Below are 19,624 nucleotides of genomic sequence, written 5' to 3'. Positions count from 1 at the left end.
CTCATGACCCCTCCCGGCCATTATGGTTCATCACTCAGATAGGGATGAAATGAGGTCATCATGGTGAGTATCTGTTTGGGTTGGGGGCATGTTACATGTTAGCCCGTCGGCGCTTTGAATATTCAGGCGGCCAGAGATTTGTTCGGTGCTAAATCGTTTGAATGGTTTTTTTTGGAATGACATCACGCTTCCTTTATCATTTCTGAGGGTTTACAACGTACGGCACAGTTGTCCGACAGCGTTAATTGCGGCGCGTAGTGATAAATAAATCATCCAAGGGTTAAAAAGCCTCGGGTAAAGCACATCGAACTATGAGAGTGCTAGCAGTCTGTTGCTGATAGTCTTATTGATAACCTGTATTGAACAGGCAACATCGGGGATATTCTATTGTTGTTAAGATAACTGAACTGATAAGTAGTTTTATTTGTTTAATATCCAATCAAGAACATATAATAAAAAATTCATGTTGTCCCGTCTGTTTGTGTGATGAATATTTATTAGTGTTAATAAATGTGATATTTATCACGAAATATTTTTTAAATCAGCGGCGTTAATTAAAAATCCGATTTAAGTAAAGCTCAGGTTAATTAACCTGAATTTTATTTAAGCTGTCTATGCTATCTTCTTCAAAAGAGAAAATATCTGGGGATAATGCCCGTCAGTTGCTTAACTGACGGGCATTACCCGATTGGGGGCCTTTTTTGATCGAGTTGAAATTCAGCTTTACTAATTGTTCGCAATAAATTCAGAAAAATTTCTTCAATAATAAAAAATTACAAATTAATTGCACCAGAGATAGCCTTTGTCAGGAGTGAAAGTTGCTCCGGTTGAATAATATAAGGCGGCATCAAATAAATCAGCTTGCCAAATGGTCTTATCCAAACACCTTGAGAAACAAAATGGTGTTGTAGCACCGTCATATTCACAGGCTGTTTCATCTCCACGACGCCAATTGCACCTAATACCCGAACATCGGCCACTTTTGCATGATATTTTAGTGGCATCAACTCAGTATTTAATTGATTTTCAATTGATTTAACACGTTGTTGCCAAGGGCTTTGTAATAACAATTTCAAATTGGCTTCTGCTACGGCACAAGCTAATGGATTGCCCATAAATGTTGGGCCATGCATAAAACAGCCTGCTTCACCATTGCTAATCGTTTCGGCTACCTTACGGGTTGTCAGTGTTGCTGATAGTGTCATATAGCCGCCTGTCAGCGCTTTTCCTACACATAAAATATCTGGCTCAATTGCAGCATGTTCACAAGCAAACAATTTTCCTGTGCGACCAAAACCGGTAGCAATTTCATCTGCAATTAATAGAATTTGATGCTGATCACACAGCATTCTGACCTGACGCAGATATTCAGGATGATAAATTCGCATTCCTCCAGCACCTTGTACGATAGGCTCAAGGATCACCGCGGCAATATCACAGGAATGCTGCTCCAGCAGAGTACGAAATGGCATGATATCTCGCTCGTCCCATTGAGAATTAAATCCGCACTGAGGCGATTCGGCAAACAGATGGGATGGCAGATAGCCTTTGTAGAGATTATGCATTGAATTGTCGGGATCACAGACAGACATAGCACCGAATGTGTCGCCATGATAACCGTGGCGTAATGTCAAAATACGCTGACGTTTCTCACCTTTTGCTTGCCAGTATTGCAATGCCATTTTTAGAGCCACTTCCACCGCAACAGAGCCTGAATCCGCCAGAAAGACACATTCCAGTGATGATGGGGAGATTGCCGCTAATTGTCTGCAAAGTGCGATTGCGGGTGGATGGGTAATTCCACCAAACATGACATGGGACATCTGATCAATCTGAATTTTAGCAGCTTGGTTCAGTACCGGATGGTTATATCCATGAATGGCAGCCCACCAGGAAGACATGCCATCCACCAACTTACGACCATCAGCCAACTCTAGTTCTACACCAGAAGCGCCAACAACCGGATAGACCGGGAGAGGTTTGGTCATAGAGGTATAAGGATGCCAGATGTGGTGCAGATCAAATTCAATATCGGAAGAGGTCATAAGGCTGATGTAAACTTATTTATTTGAAATTGGTTGACAGTATAACGGCATTATTTAAACTGGCTAGACTTTTTTCACACTGGAGATGTTATTGTGATTGAGCGTAAGCAATGGACAATTAAGCAGGCGCAAGAGCTGTTTGATAAGCCTTTTTTCGAATTATTATTTCAAGCACAACAGGTTCATCGTATGTACTTTGACCCACAGCAAGTACAGGTCAGTACACTACTTTCCATCAAAACCGGGGCTTGTCCGGAAGATTGTAAATATTGCCCGCAAAGTTCCCGTTACAAAACAGGTCTTGAAAAAGAGCTGTTGATGGAAGTGGAACAAGTAATTGATTCTGCTCGTAAGGCTAAAAATGCGGGTTCAACACGTTTTTGTATGGGTGCCGCGTGGAAAAATCCCCATGAGAGGGATATGCCTTATCTGGAGAAAATGGTTAAGGAGGTCAAAGCACTGGGAATGGAAACCTGCATGACACTGGGCATGCTCAATGGTTCACAAGCGCAGCGGCTGGCGGATGCAGGATTAGATTACTATAACCACAACCTTGATACCTCGCCGGAATTTTATGGCAACATCATTACGACCCGGACCTATCAGGACAGATTGGATACCCTTGATAAGGTACGAGAGGCGGGTATAAAAGTGTGTTCTGGTGGTATTGTCGGTTTAGGTGAAGCGATCCGTGATCGGGCCGCGTTATTGGTACAACTGGCAAATCTGCCAAAACCGCCGGAGAGTGTGCCCATCAACATGTTGGTTAAAGTCAAAGGTACGCCACTGGCTGACAACGAAGATGTAGACGCTTTCGATTTTATCCGCACGATTGCGGTTGCCAGGATCATGATGCCGTCTTCTCATGTCCGGTTATCCGCAGGTCGTGAACAGATGAATGAGCAGACACAGGCAATGTGTTTTATGGCTGGCGCCAATTCTATTTTCTATGGCTGTAAGTTGCTCACTACGCCTAACCCGGCGGAAGATAAAGATTTACAACTGTTCCGCAAGTTAGGCATTAATCCTCAGCAGACTCAGACGGCATTTGGTGATAATCAGCAACAGCAGTATTTGGCAGAAGCCATTATCAATGCGGACAACGAACAATTTTATAATGCGGCATTATAATGGGCTGGTCATCTTATCTTTCCCGGCAATTATCTGAGCGTCGGGACACTTCGCTATGGCGTCAGCGGCAGGTTAATCAGAAATCGGATGGGCGTTTCCTGTATACCAATGATGGCAAATATCTTAATTTTTCCAGTAATGATTACCTTGGGCTGAGTTCAAATCCCGCAGTCATTTCCGCATGGCAGCGGGGAGCGGAACAATATGGTGTTGGCAGTGGTGGTTCAGGCCATGTTATCGGTTATACAAAAGCCCATCAGCTATTGGAACAACAATTGGCTGACTGGTTAGGTTATCCAAAGGCATTGCTGTTTATTTCTGGATATTCTGCTAATCAGGGAGTTATTGCCGCGTTAATGACGAAACAGGATCGAATTATTGCCGATCGCCTGAGTCATGCCTCATTAATGGAAGCCGCCATACATTCCCCCGCTCAATTACGGCGTTTTCTTCATAACCAACCTGCATCACTTGCAGATTTATTGGCAAAGCCTTGTATTGGAAAGACGCTAGTGGTGACCGAAGGTGTGTTCAGTATGGATGGTGATTGCGCACCGCTAGCCGATATTTATCAGCAAACCAGAATTTCTGGCAACTGGTTAATGGTAGATGATGCTCATGGTATTGGTATCTGTGGTGAACAGGGCAGGGGAAGTTGTTGGCAGCAGAATGTCAAACCAGAAGTCTTGATTGTCACTTTTGGCAAAGCATTTGGGTTGAGTGGCGCCGCGGTGCTTTGTGATGAACAGACAACAGAATATTTGATTCAATACTCACGCCATCTTATCTACAGTACTGCTATGCCTCCGGCACAAGCGCAGGCTATTTCTGAAGCGGTTCGGCAGATACAAGCTGGTGATGAATTGCGTCAGCAATTACAGCAGAATATTGATTATTTCCGTCGGCAGGCACAGAAACTGCCGTTCAATCTGACAGATTCAACCACTGCGATCCAGCCATTGGTTGTGGGTGATAATGAGCTGAGTGTCTCCTTATCTCAGTATCTGCAACAAAAAGGGATTTGGGTTAAAGCTATTCGCCCGCCAACAGTGCCGCCGGGCAGCGCCAGATTACGTATTACTTTGACGGCCAACCATATACCACAGGATATTGATATGTTGATGGAGGCATTGCATGGGTTCCGTAGCTGAATTTGTCAATAAACAGGCGATTGCTGGAGCGTTTGGGCGAGCGGCCGCCAATTATGATGTGGTGGCGAAATTACAGCAACAAACCGGTGAATTCCTTATGCAACAAGTTGGTGAGCATCCTGGCGAATTAGTATTGGATGCCGGCTGTGGCACGGGTTTTTTTAGTCACCGCTGGCGGCAACAAGGGAAGCAGGTTATTGCCTTGGATTTAGCATCGGGTATGTTGGCCCATGCCCGTAGACGGTTGGCGGCTGATTATTATCTGCAAGGGGATATTGAACATTTAGGGCTTGCTGACAGCAGTGTTGATATCTGTTTCAGTAATCTGGTTGTTCAGTGGTGCGATAATTTATCCAGCGCTTTAAGAGAGCTTTATCGGGTAACCCGTCCTGGTGGATTGATTCTGTTTTCCACTTTGGCTAAAGGTTCATTACATGAATTGAAGCAAGCTTGGAGTGCGGTTGATAACTACCAACATATTAATCACTTCCTGCCACAGCAGACGATTAAAGATGCTTGTCGGGGATTCCGGCATTGTCTTATTAGTCAGGTTTATCGTCAGCAATATTCTCATATATTGCCGCTATTGGGTTCGCTGAAAGGGATTGGCGCGACTCACCTTCATTATGGGCGACAGCAAGGGCTGATGACACGTGGACGGTTGACTGCTTTAGAGCAGGCTTATCCACGAGAAAATAAACATTTACCTCTTAGCTATCAGGTTGTCTTTGGAGTGATTTATCGTGACTAAGCGCTGGTTTTTGACGGGTACAGATACCGAAGTGGGTAAAACAGTTGTAAGTTGTGCTTTATTACAAGCGGCAACTAAAGCAGGATATAAAACAGCAGGTTATAAACCCGTCGCTTCCGGTAGTGAAATAACGTCGGCAGGTATTCGTAATTCCGATGCGCTGGCATTGCTGGCAAATAGTTCTGTGCCTTTGCAATATGAAGAAGTGAATCCGTTAGTATTTGTTGAAGCAACATCCCCCCATATTGCCAGTGATGATCTGAATCAGCCTATTGATTTTGCTGTTATGTCTACGGGGCTGCGCCAGTTAGAAAAGAAAGCGGACTGGGTTTTAGTTGAGGGCGCTGGTGGTTGGTATACCCCTTTATCGCCATCGGCGACTTTTGCTGACTGGGTGGTTAAAGAGCAATTGCCGGTTATTTTGACCGTGGGGGTGAAACTGGGCTGTATTAATCACGCGATCCTTACCGTAGAGGCTATTATAGGTTCAGGGTTACATTTTGCAGGCTGGATAGCTAATGAGATTGAACCCGCAGGCAAACGCCAACAAGAATATTTGGCGACATTAAAACGTATGTTACCCGCGCCTTTATTGGGTACGATTCCTCATTTAACGCCAGAATATTTTAATCCTCTAGGGGAATATATAGATTTAAAATTACTGACTAATTGAATTATTAATTTAATCTGGTTGAGTGTTATTTTAGTGTTGTGATGGATAATTACAGTATTTATATCTTTGGTAATGAATATATTGATTTTACTGTTGATTATTCATTGTGAGCTATTTTAGAACAATATGCCGGAATGATGTTCCGGCATAAAAATGATATTTTTCAATAAGTTTTATATACTCTGACAAAACTAAATCTCTATTTATACTTCAGCGAGTTTTTTATTGACTGGAGCATCTGTTGGTCGGTTTATATAATTCCTGAATATCTTTCTTACCAGATAAATAGGGCCTACACCCAGAATAGAATAAGCCACTTTAATGAGGAACTGGGCGATAATCATTTCTTTTATAATATCTATACTGAGAACGCCATAGAAAGCAACTGAGCAGAATATTATACTATCAAATGCTGAGGCGATAACAGTACTGGTGATTACTCGCAGGAAAAGATATTTTGAATTGGTGAGAGATTTTATTTTGCAAAGGAGATATGAGTTTATATTTTCAGAGATAAAATAAGCAAGAGATGATGCCAGTAATACAGATACGATACTATTCACTATTCCATTATAAGTTGCACCAAACTCCCATCCAGGCACACCTGGCATCAGTGCGGTTCCCCAAAGCCCGAGAACAAATAATAAGTTCGCTGCAAAAGAGATAATAATCGTTCTTCTTGCCAGACGTAATCCATAGAATTCGTTGAGAATATCGACCAGCAAGAAGGTAATAGGGTAAATAAAAACGCCAGGGGGCGTGACGATATCAAGGATCGGGATATGAATGGGCTTCACACCACATATGGTAGAGAAAATATAGATAACACTGAGCGCAATGCTAATTAGTAAATAGGCTTGCCATGAACGTTCATGACGATCCCCAAGTTCATAAGCTGTGACGATATTACTGTGGCTGTATAATTTCCGATATATCGTACTGAGCTCATGCCTGCTCAGATCTTCTGAAATATCACTGTCAGCTAGCTCTTTTAACCCCATAGTAATGGTCTTGCCGGTCGCGAGTACCATGACATTCGCCGATAATTTACCGTATCTTGTGAATCCCAGTAATTTAAACTTCTGATTTGCTGTCATTTATAGTCTTTCTCCTACGATGTAGCCTAAGAAATGAGCATTTTTGTAGGGTTTCCTATCAAGACAGTCATCATTTTTTTCTTGCCGGATAAAGAACCCAATTCCCTTAGCGTAATACAATAATGGCGTATTGGTGACTAATGCGGGGGGACGTTTTATAAGGATCACCTCGCCGGGAATGAATGTATCTTCTATTGCCGATTCAACTTTAAGCGCCAGCATGTTTGATTCATCACCAAAGAAATAGGTAAGTGGATACTCGGTAACAAGCTGACCTATTTTTTTCTCAGAAACGGATAAGAATTCAGATTGTGGAACAATAGGGATAGCCGAAGGATTTTTATTGCCTTCGGTTGAGAGTGTTTCATTGAGGCGTTCTAATTGTTCAAGATCATAATATTCTATTTCTTCACAGGAAACACCGAAAAAATCGGAGATCCGAAGAACAGTAGATTGTTGAACGTTATTGACTTGTCCTTCCAGGATTTTATAAATGGTGGTACGGGTTAATCCAGTTCGATTGGAAAAAGAACTCTTGGTTTCTCCACGGGTACGTATCAAATATTCTATATTTTTAATGATATTCGTTTTTCGCTGTGCGTTAGACGTTTTCATGAGAATCCTTTATATAAAGATAACAGCATTACTATATGTTACTTGATGATATTGTCCAGTGTGAAAAAACCACTCATTGTGATAATTTATTGATTTTATTTTTAATATCTTATTTTTCTGATTATTTATATTAGCACATCCCATATCAGAAAATGCTCATGGATTTACATTTATATTCTAAAAATGAAAGTTAAATCATAGAATTAAGTGAAATTCATTATAAAGTTTACACAAAACTGAACTTTATGTTTATTTTTATGTTGACTTTATGGATTTTATTATAATAATGTTAAGTTGTGTTGATGTGTTTTTGGGTCATCAGATAGCATCAAACAAAATATTATTATTATAAATCTCTCGGGGAAAAGAGCTACTTTATCCGTCGAGTCTGAAAGTGGGTTATTTCTTTTAGCACTAGGGAATCACCAGAAAACAGCGGAAGTAAAATAAACATTAGGACTGAAATTAATAAATAAATAAAATAATAACATAGTTAAAGCACCAGGAAATGGCAGTATAAAGATGCTTTGGAACAGCAATCGATTGAGATTATGAATGATAGATACAAAGTAAGTTTTTCGATCGAAAATAGCCAGAAAAATATTGGACGTTTTACAAGGGCAGTGTCGATTTGATATTTGTGTATCTATCATTTTTTTATGTATTCGTGATGGGGCTCATTTTGTAAAATAGGGGATATGCTGATGCAAATTCATTAATTTATCAAGGATATACCTTAATATCCTAATTAAAAATCGGGTTTTGTTCATACCAATTAAGCCAGTTGCTGTTTTTTGGTAAATGTTTATCGGCGTTGTTCGTGGGAATAGGCGTTGTTAGTGGGAATAATAGTAAAAAACGCTGTTGATGATATTAAATTTGCCATTGCTGAAAGCGTAGGAAGCAGAGAATCCTATTTCCGTTTAAGTAAGACACGACTCTCCTCTTGAGTAACAGATTTCATACAGGAAACTGTTCACCAGTTATCTCTTATTGAATAAAAGTTCTAATCTAATGTCGGTGTGTTTTCTGCTGTTTGACGCAGAAAAAGCAGTTTTTTTCATTCAGTATATAGAAAATACCGATAATTATCTACCTTTAATACTGTTAATATTGAACGAATATAATTTATTGATGTTTAATTTCAGTGAGAAAATTCTTACTTCTACAGCAAATTTATTCATTTTTTTGAAGTGAGTAACTGAAATAAAGGTTAAAAAAATAGTAAAAATTTTTATCGATAGAGGATACCTATTTTGTGGCATGATATTGCAACCTCGTACAGTTAATAGGGTTTGTAGAGTTATCCACTATTCCTGTGGATAACCTTGTGTATTAGACTTAGAAAAGTTACGCAACGTAAGAAAATACGCGGCTTGCGTCAAGGTTGATGTTATTCTCGTCTTTGTTTTAATTTATTTAAATATCAATAAGATAGTAAAAATCAAGCCATGTCAGACCGGTGGCGATGTTCCGTGTTGTCACCTTTCAGCCGATTATATAGAAAATGGAAAAATCAAGATAATTTTGGGGATAAAATGGCATTTATTTTGATATCAATGGATGCTTAATTGATAGAGAAGTGACCTACTTGAGCCCATTTTTATAAAACCAACTTGAAGCTGGTTTTTTATCCAGTATTATAGGTGAATTAATGTTAGGAAAGTGAGATACCGATGAGTAAGGTGTTCAAATTACATTCTGACTTCCAACCGGGTGGTGATCAACCAGAGGCTATCCGTCAATTACAGGAAGGCTTAGAAGACGGGCTTGCCCACCAGACTTTGCTAGGGGTTACAGGGTCGGGTAAGACATTCACTATCGCTAATGTGATAGCCAATTTAAACCGACCAACGATGGTACTTGCTCCGAACAAGACACTGGCGGCTCAACTTTACAGTGAAATGAAGGACTTCTTCCCAGAAAATGCCGTTGAGTACTTTGTTTCTTACTACGATTATTACCAGCCTGAAGCCTATGTGCCGAGCTCCGATACTTTTATTGAAAAAGATGCTTCGGTAAACGAGCACATTGAGCAAATGCGCTTGTCTGCTACTAAAGCTTTGCTGGAGCGGCGAGATGTGATTGTTGTTGCGTCTGTCTCGGCTATTTATGGTTTGGGTGATCCCGATAGTTACCTAAAAATGATGCTTCACCTGACCAACGGGATGATTATCGATCAACGCTCCATCCTACGGCGTTTAGCTGAATTGCAATATACCCGTAATGATCAGGCATTTCAGCGGGGGACGTTTAGAGTACGCGGTGAAGTGATTGATATCTTTCCGGCTGAATCTGATGAGCATGCCCTGCGCGTTGAACTCTTTGATGATGAAGTAGAACGGTTATCACTGTTTGATCCGTTAACAGGACAGATTCAATATCATGTCCCACGATACACCGTTTATCCGAAAACTCACTATGTTACTCCGCGTGAGCGTATTATTCAGGCAATGGAAGAGATTAAAATTGAGCTTGAGCAGCGGCGTAAGGTATTGCTGGCAAATAGTAAACTGCTGGAAGAGCAGCGTATTACGCAGCGTACTCAATTTGATTTGGAAATGATGAATGAATTGGGTTATTGCTCTGGTATTGAAAACTATTCTCGTTACCTTTCTGGCCGTGCTGAAGGGGAGCCGCCGCCGACACTGTTTGATTATCTCCCGGCTGATGGTTTGTTGGTAGTGGATGAATCGCACGTTACCATTCCGCAGATCGGTGGAATGTACCGAGGGGATCGCTCCCGCAAAGAGACGTTGGTGGAATATGGTTTCCGTATGCCTTCTGCGTTGGATAATCGTCCACTTCGGTTTGAAGAATTTGAGGCACTGGCTCCACAGACAATTTATATTTCGGCTACGCCGGGCAAATATGAATTGGAAAAATCCGGTGGCGATGTGGTGGAACAGGTGGTGCGTCCTACTGGTTTGCTTGATCCGGAAGTGGAAGTGCGCCCTGTCGCAACACAGGTTGATGATTTACTGTCTGAAATCCGCATCCGGGCGGTGAAAAATGAACGGGTGTTGGTTACTACGTTGACTAAGCGCATGGCGGAGGATTTAACCGAGTATTTGGAAGAACATGGCGAACGGGTTCGTTATTTGCACTCGGATATCGATACTGTCGAACGTGTGGAAATTATTCGGGATCTTCGTTTAGGTGAGTTTGATGTATTAGTAGGCATCAATTTACTGAGGGAAGGGCTGGATATGCCAGAAGTTTCTCTGGTAGCCATTCTTGATGCGGATAAAGAAGGTTTCCTGCGGTCTGAACGTTCATTAATTCAGACGATTGGGCGTGCTGCCCGTAATCTGCATGGTAAAGCGATCCTTTATGGCGATAAGATAACTGACTCAATGGCGAAAGCTATTGGTGAAACGGAACGTCGGCGTGCTAAGCAGCAGGTATTTAATGAAAAACACGGCATTGTTCCAAAAGGTCTGAATAAGAAGATTGGTGATATTCTGCAAATCGGGCAGCCAACGGGTGGCAAAGGGAAGGGCAGAGGTAAAGCAGTTGCCACAACGGAAACATTCAGCAAACTGTCTGCCAAAGAGTTGGAAAGCAAAATCCGCGAGCTGGAAGCGAAAATGTACCAGCATGCGCAGGATCTTGAATTCGAACAGGCGGCGAGTGTTCGGGATCAGGTTCAGACATTGCGTGAGCAATTTATTGCCAATTCGTAATTAACCAAGGTTTTGCAGGGTATTCTCTAACGCCTGATGCAGTAATTCACGGTCGTGGCGGTAGGGAATATCCTGTGCTTCGAGTATTTGTTGAGTAATAATCCGGTCGTTAAGCTCGCTGATATCTGTGCAAGGGCCAACAATGACCGCATCAATTATCCGGCTGCCAATTTTGTTTTCCATTATTTCCAGCTTATCCTTCAGTGTCAGTTTAGCGGCAGCGGCACTTAATTCTTTGCCAAGATTACCGATATAAATCATATTGGCGTTGCTACGGCGCAGCGCTTGGGTGAGATCTTCAAGTAAAAGCAATGGCATCAGACTGGTAAAGAAGCTGCCGGGGCCGATGATAATCAGATCTGCCTGAGTGATGGCATCCAATGCTTCTTTTGTTGCCGTCGCGGGAGGATAAAGCATCAACTCCTGAGGAATACAATCCAACTGATCAACATTAACTTCGCCATAAATGGTGTTGCCTTGATCATCTATCGCCATCAGGTCAACAGGCTGCTCAGACATTGGAATAAGATGAGCATTAACTTTCAGCAAACTGCGGATTAAATTAATCGCCTCAAGGGGTCTGACACTCAGATGATCCAACGCCTTAAGCATCAGATTACCCAGATTATGCCCTGCGAGTTCTCCATTGCCGCCGAAACGGTATTCGAACATTGCCGACGCAACACTGGGTTCGGTAATAAGCTGATTTAAACAATTGCGGGTATCTCCCCAGGCAATACCGCCTTCAGAGCGCCGAATTCTGCCGGTTGAGCCGCCATTATCTGTCGTGGTGACAATGCCTGTTAGGCGGGAACCTAGTGATGAAAGAGAGGACATAACACGCCCAAGGCCATGACCTCCGCCTAAGGCAACTACCCGATCTAAATCGGCTAATGTGCGGTTTCGCATAGAATTCCTGTTGCTGACTGAACATATATTTACCGAATAATTCTAGCGTAATTTATTATAAAACACGATTAATCGGATAAGCGTTACGATTGGGCGCAATATTTTAATTGCTCGCCAATAAGAAGTTGTTTGCGATTTGTTCTGAACATTTGATAAATCATTGTATATTCAATTATATAACGAAAGTAGGTATTCGCATTTTTCTTTGTTAAGCGCTAGAATTTGTATTAGGAATGTCGTTTTTCATAATAGATGTTGGAATTTAACTCCTAGCCTCTGCATCTAAGTCACTTTCTACACAGTGATATGATGTTTTGGCCGTGACCACTGGGTCACCAGGATGTGAGGCAGAAATGTCTGCGTCTCCCGTGTTTGGAAAGGTGTTATTGTGGAACAACTTATAGACGCTTTTGCCCGTAAATTTTACTATTTACGGCTATCCATTACCGATGTATGTAATTTTCGGTGTACTTATTGCTTGCCGGATGGTTATAAACCCCGTGGGCATCACTCCTTTTTGACATTATCCGAAATTCGTCTTGTTGGCCGAGCGTTTGCTGATCTGGGTACAGAGAAAATCCGTTTGACGGGTGGCGAACCGACCATGCGCCGTGATTTCACCGATATTATTTCCGTTATACGTGAGAATAAGTTGATTAAAACTCTGGCGGTAACTACCAACGGTTATCGAATGGAACGGGATGTCGCTCAGTGGAAAGAGGCAGGTTTAACTGCGGTGAATGTCAGTATGGACTCGCTTGATCCTCGCCAGTTTCATGCAATTACCGGACAGGACAAATTTTTTCAGGTGATGGGCGGTATTGATGCCGCGTTTGCGGCGGGTTTTAATAAAGTGAAAGTCAACGTGGTGTTGATGAAAAATGTTAATGATATCCGCCTGCCGGCTTTCTTGCACTGGATAAAGGATCGTCCGATTCAATTAAGATTCATTGAATTAATGGAGACCGGTGACGGTGGCGAAATGTTTCGTCGATACCACATTTCGGGGGAAACTATCCGTGAACGTCTGTTGCTTGATGGTTGGCGCTTACTTCAACGTTCACGTAGTGATGGACCGGCACAGGTGTTTAACCATCCTGATTATCAGGGAGAAATTGGTCTGATTATGCCTTATGAGAAAGATTTTTGTCGAAGTTGTAATCGGTTACGTGTTTCTTCAATAGGTAATCTTCATTTATGCCTGTTTGGTGAACAGGGGATACCACTGCGTGACTTGCTGGCAAATGAAGAGCAACTCAATGATCTGAAATTGCGTATTCAAGGTGGATTGCGCCATAAACGGGAAACCCATTTTCTTCATCAAGGTGACAGCGGAATCACCCCAAATCTTTCTGTTATCGGCGGTTAATTTACCGCTAGGTATTGTTGTTTTTTCAGGAGCTGAGAATGTCTCAATTAACTCACATCAATTCTACCGGTGAAGCGCATATGGTTGATGTTTCCGCTAAAGCGGAAACATCACGCGAGGCTCGGGCAGAAGCTTTTGTTGAAATGAAGCCGGAAACACTGGCAATGATTATTGAGGGTAGCCATCATAAAGGTGATGTGTTTGCAACCGCGAGGATTGCGGGTATTCAGGCAGCAAAGCGCACATGGGAATTAATCCCGCTTTGTCATCCATTACAGCTAACTAAAGTGGAGATCCAGTTGGAAGCGCAGACAGAATATAACCGGGTGAGAATTGAATCTTGTTGCCGCCTGACCGGAAGAACTGGTGTTGAAATGGAGGCACTGACAGCGGCGTCAGTCGCGGCTTTGACCATTTATGATATGTGTAAAGCAGTACAGAAAGATATGGTCATTGGGCCAGTTCGTTTGCTGGAGAAGATAGGTGGAAAATTAGGTTATTTTAAGGTGGAGCAATGATTAAGGTACTGTTTTTTGCTCAGGTACGTGAGCTGGTAGGTACTGATTCACTGGATCTTGATAATCGTTACACAACCGTTGATGGTTTGAGAAAGGCGTTAATATCAAAGGGAGAACGTTGGGCTTTGGCGTTGGAAGATGGAAAATTGTTGTCAGCGGTAAACCAATCTCTTGTTCATGGCGGGCACCCTCTACAGGATGGCGATGAAGTGGCCTTCTTCCCGCCAGTGACTGGGGGATAATAAATGGAAAACACCCGCATTTTCGTTGGGCCGGAAAATTTCGATGTAGGGGATGAATATCAATGGCTTGCTCAATGTGATGAAGATGGTGCTATCGTCACTTTCACTGGCAAAGTTCGCAATCATAATTTGGGAGATGATGTCGGAGCGCTGAGATTGGAACATTATCCGGGAATGACGGAAAAAACGTTACAGCGTATTGTCACCGAAGCACGCAGTCGCTGGCCGTTGCAGAGAATCAGTGTTATTCATCGGGTTGGTACGCTTTCTCCAGGTGATCAGATTGTGTTTGTCGGTGTAACTGGCGCTCATCGTCATATGGCTTTTGAAGCGGCTGAATTTATTATGGATTATTTGAAAACGCAGGCGCCTTTCTGGAAAAAAGAGTTTTTGCCTGATGGTGAACGTTGGGTTGAATCCCGAGAGAGTGATCAGAAAGCTGCGAAACGTTGGTCATGAAAGTATTACTAAATTCTGCGAAACGCTTCGAAAAAGGATTGAGTAAAAAGATTTCTATATGAGTAATTATTGAATAGTTAATTGTTTTGTTTATATTCTATGATAATGTATAAAACTTGAGTGGGTTGTTGATACTGAACAGCCCAGGTCTTTAATATCGTTATATAAAGGTAAGCTTCATGGATCGATATCCACGCTCTAATGGTTCGATAATCCAGCAAGCTGGAACCGGCCTACAAACTTATATGGCCCAGGTTTATGGTTGGATGACTTGTGGTCTGTTGTTAACCGCATTTGTGGCTTGGTATGTGTCACAAAATCAGAATGTTGTTGAATATATTTTCTCAAACTCGGTGGTTTTCTATGGATTAGTTATTGCTCAATTGGGATTGGTTTTCGTCCTCTCTGGCATGATTAACCGCATGGGAGCTTCGTTAGCTACTGGGTTGTTTATGCTCTACTCAGCGCTGACTGGGCTAACGCTTTCCGGTATTTTTAAAATATATACTGGTGGTTCCATTGCCACTACTTTTGTCGTGACGGCGGGAATGTTTGGCGCGCTAAGTGTTTACGGTTATACCACCAAACGTAGCCTGAATGGCCTTGGCAGCTTCTTGTTTATGGGGCTGATCGGCATCATTTTGGCTTCTCTGGTTAACTTCTGGTTAAAGAGTGCAGCGTTGATGTGGGCGGTAACCTACATTGGTGTCGTTATCTTTGCGGGCTTAACCGCTTATGACACTCAGAAGCTGAAAGAGATGGGTGAAGAGCTGGATGTGAATGACAAAGAGAATTTGCGTAAATTCTCTATTGTTGGCGCCTTGACGCTGTATCTAGACTTTATCAATATGTTCTTGATGTTATTGCGTATTTTTGGCGATCGCCGCTAGTCATTAATTTGCTTCTGATAAACGCCCTGCATCGTTAAGCGTAGCTAAAATGCAGGGTCATTCTTGTTAAGCGATCTTCCGCCGAAATAACCAATAAGCAAGATTACCGGTTGTGGCAGTAATGGCTAAAAGCGGCCATAGACTCCTCCAGATAACCGTGAAATCGGCATCTTTGAGATAAATTTGCTTGGTGATGTCGTTAAAGTGCCAGATAGGATTAATCCAGGTGATATCTTGTAACCATCCGGGCATATTTTCAACCGGAGAAATATAACCGGAGATTAAGATGGCGGGCATGATAAAGACAAATACGCCAATAAACGCTTGTTGTTGGGTGTAGCAAAGGGAAGAGATTAGCAGGCCAAATCCTACCAGCGATAAACTGTATATCAGCATGGCGCAGTAAAACAGCGTGAGTGAACCCGAAAAGGGGATTTGATAGCAGAAGATACCAATAGCTAACACCAAAGTTGCCTGAAAGGTAGCGACAATCACCGCAGGAACCGCTTTGCCAATGAAAATCTGCCAGGTAGTCATAGGTGAAACCAGTAGCTGGTCCAGCGTTCCCTGTTCCCTTTCACGCGCAATTGATAGCGCGGTGACGGTTAATATTCCAACCGTGGTAATCAGCGCCACCAAAGAGGGCACGACAAACCATTTGTAATCCAAGTTGGGGTTATACCAGTTGCGGATTACCAACTCGCTATTATTGGCTTTTGGTAAATTACCCATCAGTTCCTGTTGATAGTTAAGGACAATTTCTTGGATATAGCCCGCTGCAATTTGAGCGCTGTTAGAATTGCGTCCGTCCAGCAATACCTGGAGGGAAACTGGGTCATGGCTGGCGATCTTAGCACTGAAATCTTGTGGGAAGCGTACCAATAATAAGGCTTTCTGGTGATCGATTATCGGCTGAATTTCTTGTGAATGGTTTAGCAATATCACGTCAGGAAATGCTTTTGATTTTGCCAGCCGTTGGGTGAGCTCAATAGAAGCTTTACCTTTGTCTTCATCAAAAATAGCAATAGTCGCGTTAGTTACATCAAGGGTTGCTGATAGAGGAAATAAGATCATCTGGAAGATAACCGGCATAACCAAGATAGCCCGTGTTTGCGGATCTCTGAGTAGAGACTGCAATTCTTTAATAATCAGGGTGTAAAGACGATAAAACATATTAATTCCTTCTTAATCCAGACGCCGCTGGGTTTTCCATGCAGTCAGGCCAATAAACACAATAGCGGAGGCGATCAGTAATAATAGATTTATCATCAATACCGTGCTGATATTTCCCGCCAGAAAGAGCGTATGTAAACTACTGACAAAATAACGAGCCGGGATGAAATAAGTCACTACCTGAATAAAGGCGGGCATGCTGTTTATTTCGAAGATGAAGCCGGAAAGCATAATTGCAGGTAGAAAGGCGACATTCAACGCTATCATTGCTGCATTAAATTGGTTGCGGGTCACCGTAGAGATCAAAAGCCCAATACCAAGGGCGGTAGCCAGATAGAGGCTAGTGATGGCAGACAATATCCACAGCGAGCCTCGGTATGGTACATCTAACACGAATACTGCCACCAGCATACAGAGCAGCATAGAGAATGAACCAAGCACTTGATAAGGTAAGAGTTTAGAGAGCAGTAATTCGGTGCGGGTAACTTGAGTAGAAAGCAGGGCTTCCATCGTACCGCGTTCCCATTCACGCGCAACCACCAAAGATGTCAGGATGGCGCCAACCACGGTGATGATAATGGTGATTGCGCCGGGAATGATGAAATGCTGGCTAATGGTTGCCGGATTGAACCAATAACGGACTTGCATATCAATCAATGGATTGGCAGTGTTTCCTTGATCTTGCCCTCTTTGTTGTAGCCAAATCTGCCATACTCCTTTGGCATAATTTTGTACAAAGCTTGCGGTATTGGGTTCACTACCGTCAGTAATCACCTGAATTTGTGCTTTACCATCGGAGCGGGCAAGTTGCGTATCGAAATTAACAGGAATGACAACCAGTCCACGTATTTCTCCTGATTGCATCATATTAATTAATTGCTGACGATTATCACTGATTTTGGGTTCAATATAGGGCGAACCGGCAAACGCCTGTATCAACTCACGAGCATCTTTACTTTGTTGTTCTACCAGAATACCAAGACGGACGGTACTGGAGTCGAGATTAATACCATAGCCAAAGATAAATAGCAGAATCAATGGAATGACAATAGAAATTAATCCGCTGGTGGGATCGCGTAAGATCTGTTTTGTCTCTTTTATGCAAAGTGCTTTCAATCGCCACAAAGAGAAGCGGACAGCTTGCTGTGGAGCATGTTGCTTTGGGCTATTCATTGTGGCTCCTCATCATAATTAATGACCAGATCAATAAATGCCTGTTCCATTGATGGATCAGGATTTTCATCGGTAGCAACCAATTGTTTCAAATCATCAGGCGTTCCAGCAGCAATCAATTTACCGCGGAATACCAGCCCTATTCGGTCACAATATTCGGCTTCATCCATAAAGTGGGTGGTTACCATAACGGTGACGCCTTTATCTACCATGCCGTTGATATGTAACCAGAATTCGCGTCGTATCTGCGGATCGACGCCAGAAGTTGGCTCGTCCAGAAACAGAATATCGGGCTCATGCATCAGTGAACAGGAGAGGGCAAGGCGCTGTTTATATCCCAGAGGCAATTCGTCGGTGGTTTGATGTAAAACAGATTTGAGATTGAAAGCGTCGATCATGCCGTCAATTTTCTCTTTTTGTTTGCGTCCTTGCAGGCCATAAATGCCGGAAAAGAATTTCAAGTTCTGTTCAACCGTCAGGTTGCCGTACAGAGAAAATTTCTGCGCCATATAACCTAAATGTTGGCGAGCTTTTCCAGAGCTGGTTTTAAGATCCATTCCTAATACCAATGCCTTACCGCTAGTGGGTACCATAAGCCCGCACATCATTTTAAATGTGGTGGATTTACCGGCGCCGTTTGGGCCAAGCAGACCAAAGATCTCTCCGCGTTTCACCTGAAAATCAACATGGTCAGTGGCCGCAAAATCGCCAAATTTTTTAGTTAAATCCCGTGCTTCAATCACGGTTTCTGTGGGATTAGCTGCAATCTGCGGCATGATCTCTGCTAGTTCCGAACGACGGGTAGAGCCGCCACCGAGTAAATCGATAAAAGCATCTTCAAAGCGGGGAACAGCTCTAATAATTTCAGTATCTGGTAGTTCAAGTCGGTTAAGCAATTGTTGCGGGGAGACATCAGGTTTGAGAATAAGACGAACATATTTCCCCTGAATCACGCCATCTGTTACTTGTGGCAAGGTAAGGGCGTGTTGCAGTGTTTTTCTACGGGAATTCTGTTTGGTATCAAGTAGAAAAGAACGTCCGTACATCTTTTGGGTTAATTTTTGCGGCTGTCCGTTGTAGAGCAACTTTCCTTGATTAAGTAATAGGACATCACGACACTGCTCAGCTTCATCCAGATAAGAAGTGCTCCAGAGAATTAGCATGCCATCGTCTGCCAGCTCGTGAACCATGCGCCAGAGTTCGCGGCGGGCTATTGGGTCAACTCCGACTCCTGGCTCATCCAGCAACAGAACTTTGGGTTTGCCGAGCAGAGTACAGGCAAGCCCCAGTTTTTGCTTCATACCGCCTGAAAGTTTGCCTGCCAGTCGCCCGGTAAAACGGGTCAGATCGGTAAACGTGAGTAATTGCTCATAGGTTTTTTTACGTTCATCACCCAGTACGCCACGCAGATCCGCATACAGATTCAGGTTTTCTAATACGGTGAGATCTTCGTACAGGCCAAATTTCTGCGGCATATAGCCCAGTTCAAAACGCACTTGTACGCCATTTTTTATCGGATCAAGCCCCATTATTTCAATAGAACCACTATCTGGTTTTAGTAAGCCAGCTAACATGCGTATCAGCGTCGTTTTCCCTGCTCCATCCGGCCCTACAAGGCCGGTAACAGAGCCGCCGTAGATTTCAGCGGTTAAGCTGGATACCGCAGGATGACTCAAGTTAGGAAAAGTTTTCTCGACTTTTTCCAACTTTATCGTATATGCAGCGCTGCTCATGACAGCCCC

At 42.9% G+C, this 19,624-nt stretch carries 17 protein-coding genes and 1 riboswitch; of the genes, 10 read left to right on the top strand and 7 right to left on the bottom strand.

What is annotated here, in order from left to right:
• Positions 1-773 precede the first annotated feature (773 nt).
• A complete protein-coding gene (gene bioA, locus OO184_RS18720; RefSeq protein ID WP_265380476.1) occupies positions 774-2,045 on the bottom strand; it encodes an adenosylmethionine--8-amino-7-oxononanoate transaminase in 1,272 nt (423 codons plus the stop codon).
• Between the two features lie 93 nt (positions 2,046-2,138).
• Here bioA and bioB point away from each other — a divergent pair, with 93 nt between their 5' ends.
• Genes bioB through bioD form a run of 4 tightly spaced genes read left to right on the top strand, consistent with a single transcriptional unit; the run spans position 2,139 to position 5,751 of the window.
• Positions 2,139-3,176 (top strand): biotin synthase BioB, encoded by a 1,038-nt coding sequence (gene bioB / locus OO184_RS18715; RefSeq protein ID WP_265380475.1) that lies wholly within the window; start codon positions 2,139-2,141, stop codon positions 3,174-3,176.
• A complete protein-coding gene (gene bioF / locus OO184_RS18710; RefSeq protein WP_265380474.1) occupies positions 3,176-4,327 on the top strand; it encodes an 8-amino-7-oxononanoate synthase in 1,152 nt (383 codons plus the stop codon). The genes bioB and bioF overlap by 1 nt, the downstream gene beginning before the upstream one ends.
• Positions 4,311-5,078 (top strand): malonyl-ACP O-methyltransferase BioC, encoded by a 768-nt coding sequence (gene bioC / locus OO184_RS18705; protein ID WP_265380473.1) that lies wholly within the window; start codon positions 4,311-4,313, stop codon positions 5,076-5,078. The genes bioF and bioC overlap by 17 nt, the downstream gene beginning before the upstream one ends.
• Positions 5,071-5,751 (top strand): dethiobiotin synthase, encoded by a 681-nt coding sequence (gene bioD / locus OO184_RS18700; protein WP_265380472.1) that lies wholly within the window; start codon positions 5,071-5,073, stop codon positions 5,749-5,751. The genes bioC and bioD overlap by 8 nt, the downstream gene beginning before the upstream one ends.
• 203 nt (positions 5,752-5,954) lie before the next feature.
• On the opposite strand, the gene OO184_RS18695 is transcribed toward bioD, so the two are convergent.
• Positions 5,955-6,848 carry a queuosine precursor transporter gene (locus tag OO184_RS18695; protein WP_265380471.1) on the bottom strand — a complete coding sequence of 298 codons (894 nt, stop codon included), beginning with the start codon at positions 6,846-6,848 and terminating at the stop codon, positions 5,955-5,957.
• Positions 6,849-7,463, bottom strand: a complete 615-nt coding sequence (locus tag OO184_RS18690; RefSeq protein ID WP_265380470.1) for a helix-turn-helix domain-containing protein — start codon at positions 7,461-7,463, stop codon at positions 6,849-6,851. It abuts the gene before it with no gap.
• A 1,676-nt stretch (positions 7,464-9,139) separates the two neighbouring features.
• On the opposite strand from OO184_RS18690, the gene uvrB reads away from it, so the two are divergent.
• Positions 9,140-11,149, top strand: a complete 2,010-nt coding sequence (gene uvrB / locus OO184_RS18685) for an excinuclease ABC subunit UvrB (RefSeq protein WP_265380469.1) — start codon at positions 9,140-9,142, stop codon at positions 11,147-11,149.
• On the opposite strand, the gene yvcK is transcribed toward uvrB, so the two are convergent.
• Positions 11,150-12,058, bottom strand: coding sequence for a uridine diphosphate-N-acetylglucosamine-binding protein YvcK (gene yvcK, locus OO184_RS18680; RefSeq protein ID WP_265380468.1), 909 nt, complete (start codon positions 12,056-12,058; stop codon positions 11,150-11,152).
• A 254-nt stretch (positions 12,059-12,312) separates the two neighbouring features.
• Positions 12,313-12,457, top strand: a riboswitch (molybdenum cofactor riboswitch).
• Here yvcK and moaA point away from each other — a divergent pair.
• The 5 genes from moaA to OO184_RS18655 all read left to right on the top strand — a co-directional run bounded on the left by moaA (position 12,444) and on the right by OO184_RS18655 (position 15,536).
• On the top strand, positions 12,444-13,427 hold the full coding sequence (gene moaA, locus OO184_RS18675; RefSeq protein WP_265380477.1) for a GTP 3',8-cyclase MoaA: 984 nt from the start codon (positions 12,444-12,446) through the stop codon (positions 13,425-13,427). It overlaps the preceding riboswitch by 14 nt.
• 38 nt (positions 13,428-13,465) lie before the next feature.
• Positions 13,466-13,945: a cyclic pyranopterin monophosphate synthase MoaC gene (moaC, locus tag OO184_RS18670; protein WP_265380467.1), complete on the top strand. Its 480-nt coding sequence runs from the start codon at positions 13,466-13,468 to the stop codon at positions 13,943-13,945.
• Positions 13,942-14,187, top strand: coding sequence for a molybdopterin synthase sulfur carrier subunit (moaD, locus tag OO184_RS18665; RefSeq protein ID WP_265380466.1), 246 nt, complete (start codon positions 13,942-13,944; stop codon positions 14,185-14,187). Before moaC ends, moaD begins: the two co-directional genes overlap by 4 nt.
• Before the next feature lie 3 nt (positions 14,188-14,190).
• Entirely contained in the window at positions 14,191-14,646 is a 456-nt protein-coding gene (moaE, locus tag OO184_RS18660; RefSeq protein ID WP_265380465.1) for a molybdopterin synthase catalytic subunit MoaE, read from the top strand.
• A 179-nt stretch (positions 14,647-14,825) separates the two neighbouring features.
• A complete protein-coding gene (locus OO184_RS18655; RefSeq protein WP_265380464.1) occupies positions 14,826-15,536 on the top strand; it encodes a Bax inhibitor-1/YccA family protein in 711 nt (236 codons plus the stop codon).
• A gap of 66 nt (positions 15,537-15,602) precedes the next feature.
• On the opposite strand, the gene OO184_RS18650 is transcribed toward OO184_RS18655, so the two are convergent.
• Genes OO184_RS18650 through OO184_RS18640 form a run of 3 tightly spaced genes read right to left on the bottom strand, consistent with a single transcriptional unit; the run spans position 15,603 to position 19,615 of the window.
• On the bottom strand, positions 15,603-16,709 hold the full coding sequence (locus OO184_RS18650) for an ABC transporter permease (RefSeq protein WP_049583482.1): 1,107 nt from the start codon (positions 16,707-16,709) through the stop codon (positions 15,603-15,605).
• A 12-nt stretch (positions 16,710-16,721) separates the two neighbouring features.
• A complete protein-coding gene (locus OO184_RS18645) occupies positions 16,722-17,882 on the bottom strand; it encodes an ABC transporter permease (protein WP_265380463.1) in 1,161 nt (386 codons plus the stop codon).
• Positions 17,879-19,615, bottom strand: coding sequence for an ATP-binding cassette domain-containing protein (locus OO184_RS18640; RefSeq protein ID WP_265380462.1), 1,737 nt, complete (start codon positions 19,613-19,615; stop codon positions 17,879-17,881). Before OO184_RS18640 ends, OO184_RS18645 begins: the two co-directional genes overlap by 4 nt.
• Between the last annotated feature and the right edge of the window lie 9 nt (positions 19,616-19,624).

It is taken from the genome of Photorhabdus aballayi (assembly GCF_026153155.1).
Classification (GTDB): Bacteria; Pseudomonadota; Gammaproteobacteria; order Enterobacterales; family Enterobacteriaceae; genus Photorhabdus; species Photorhabdus luminescens.
The sequence above is the reverse complement of the archived record's forward strand: the minus strand, read 5'-3'. Positions and strand labels throughout refer to the sequence as shown.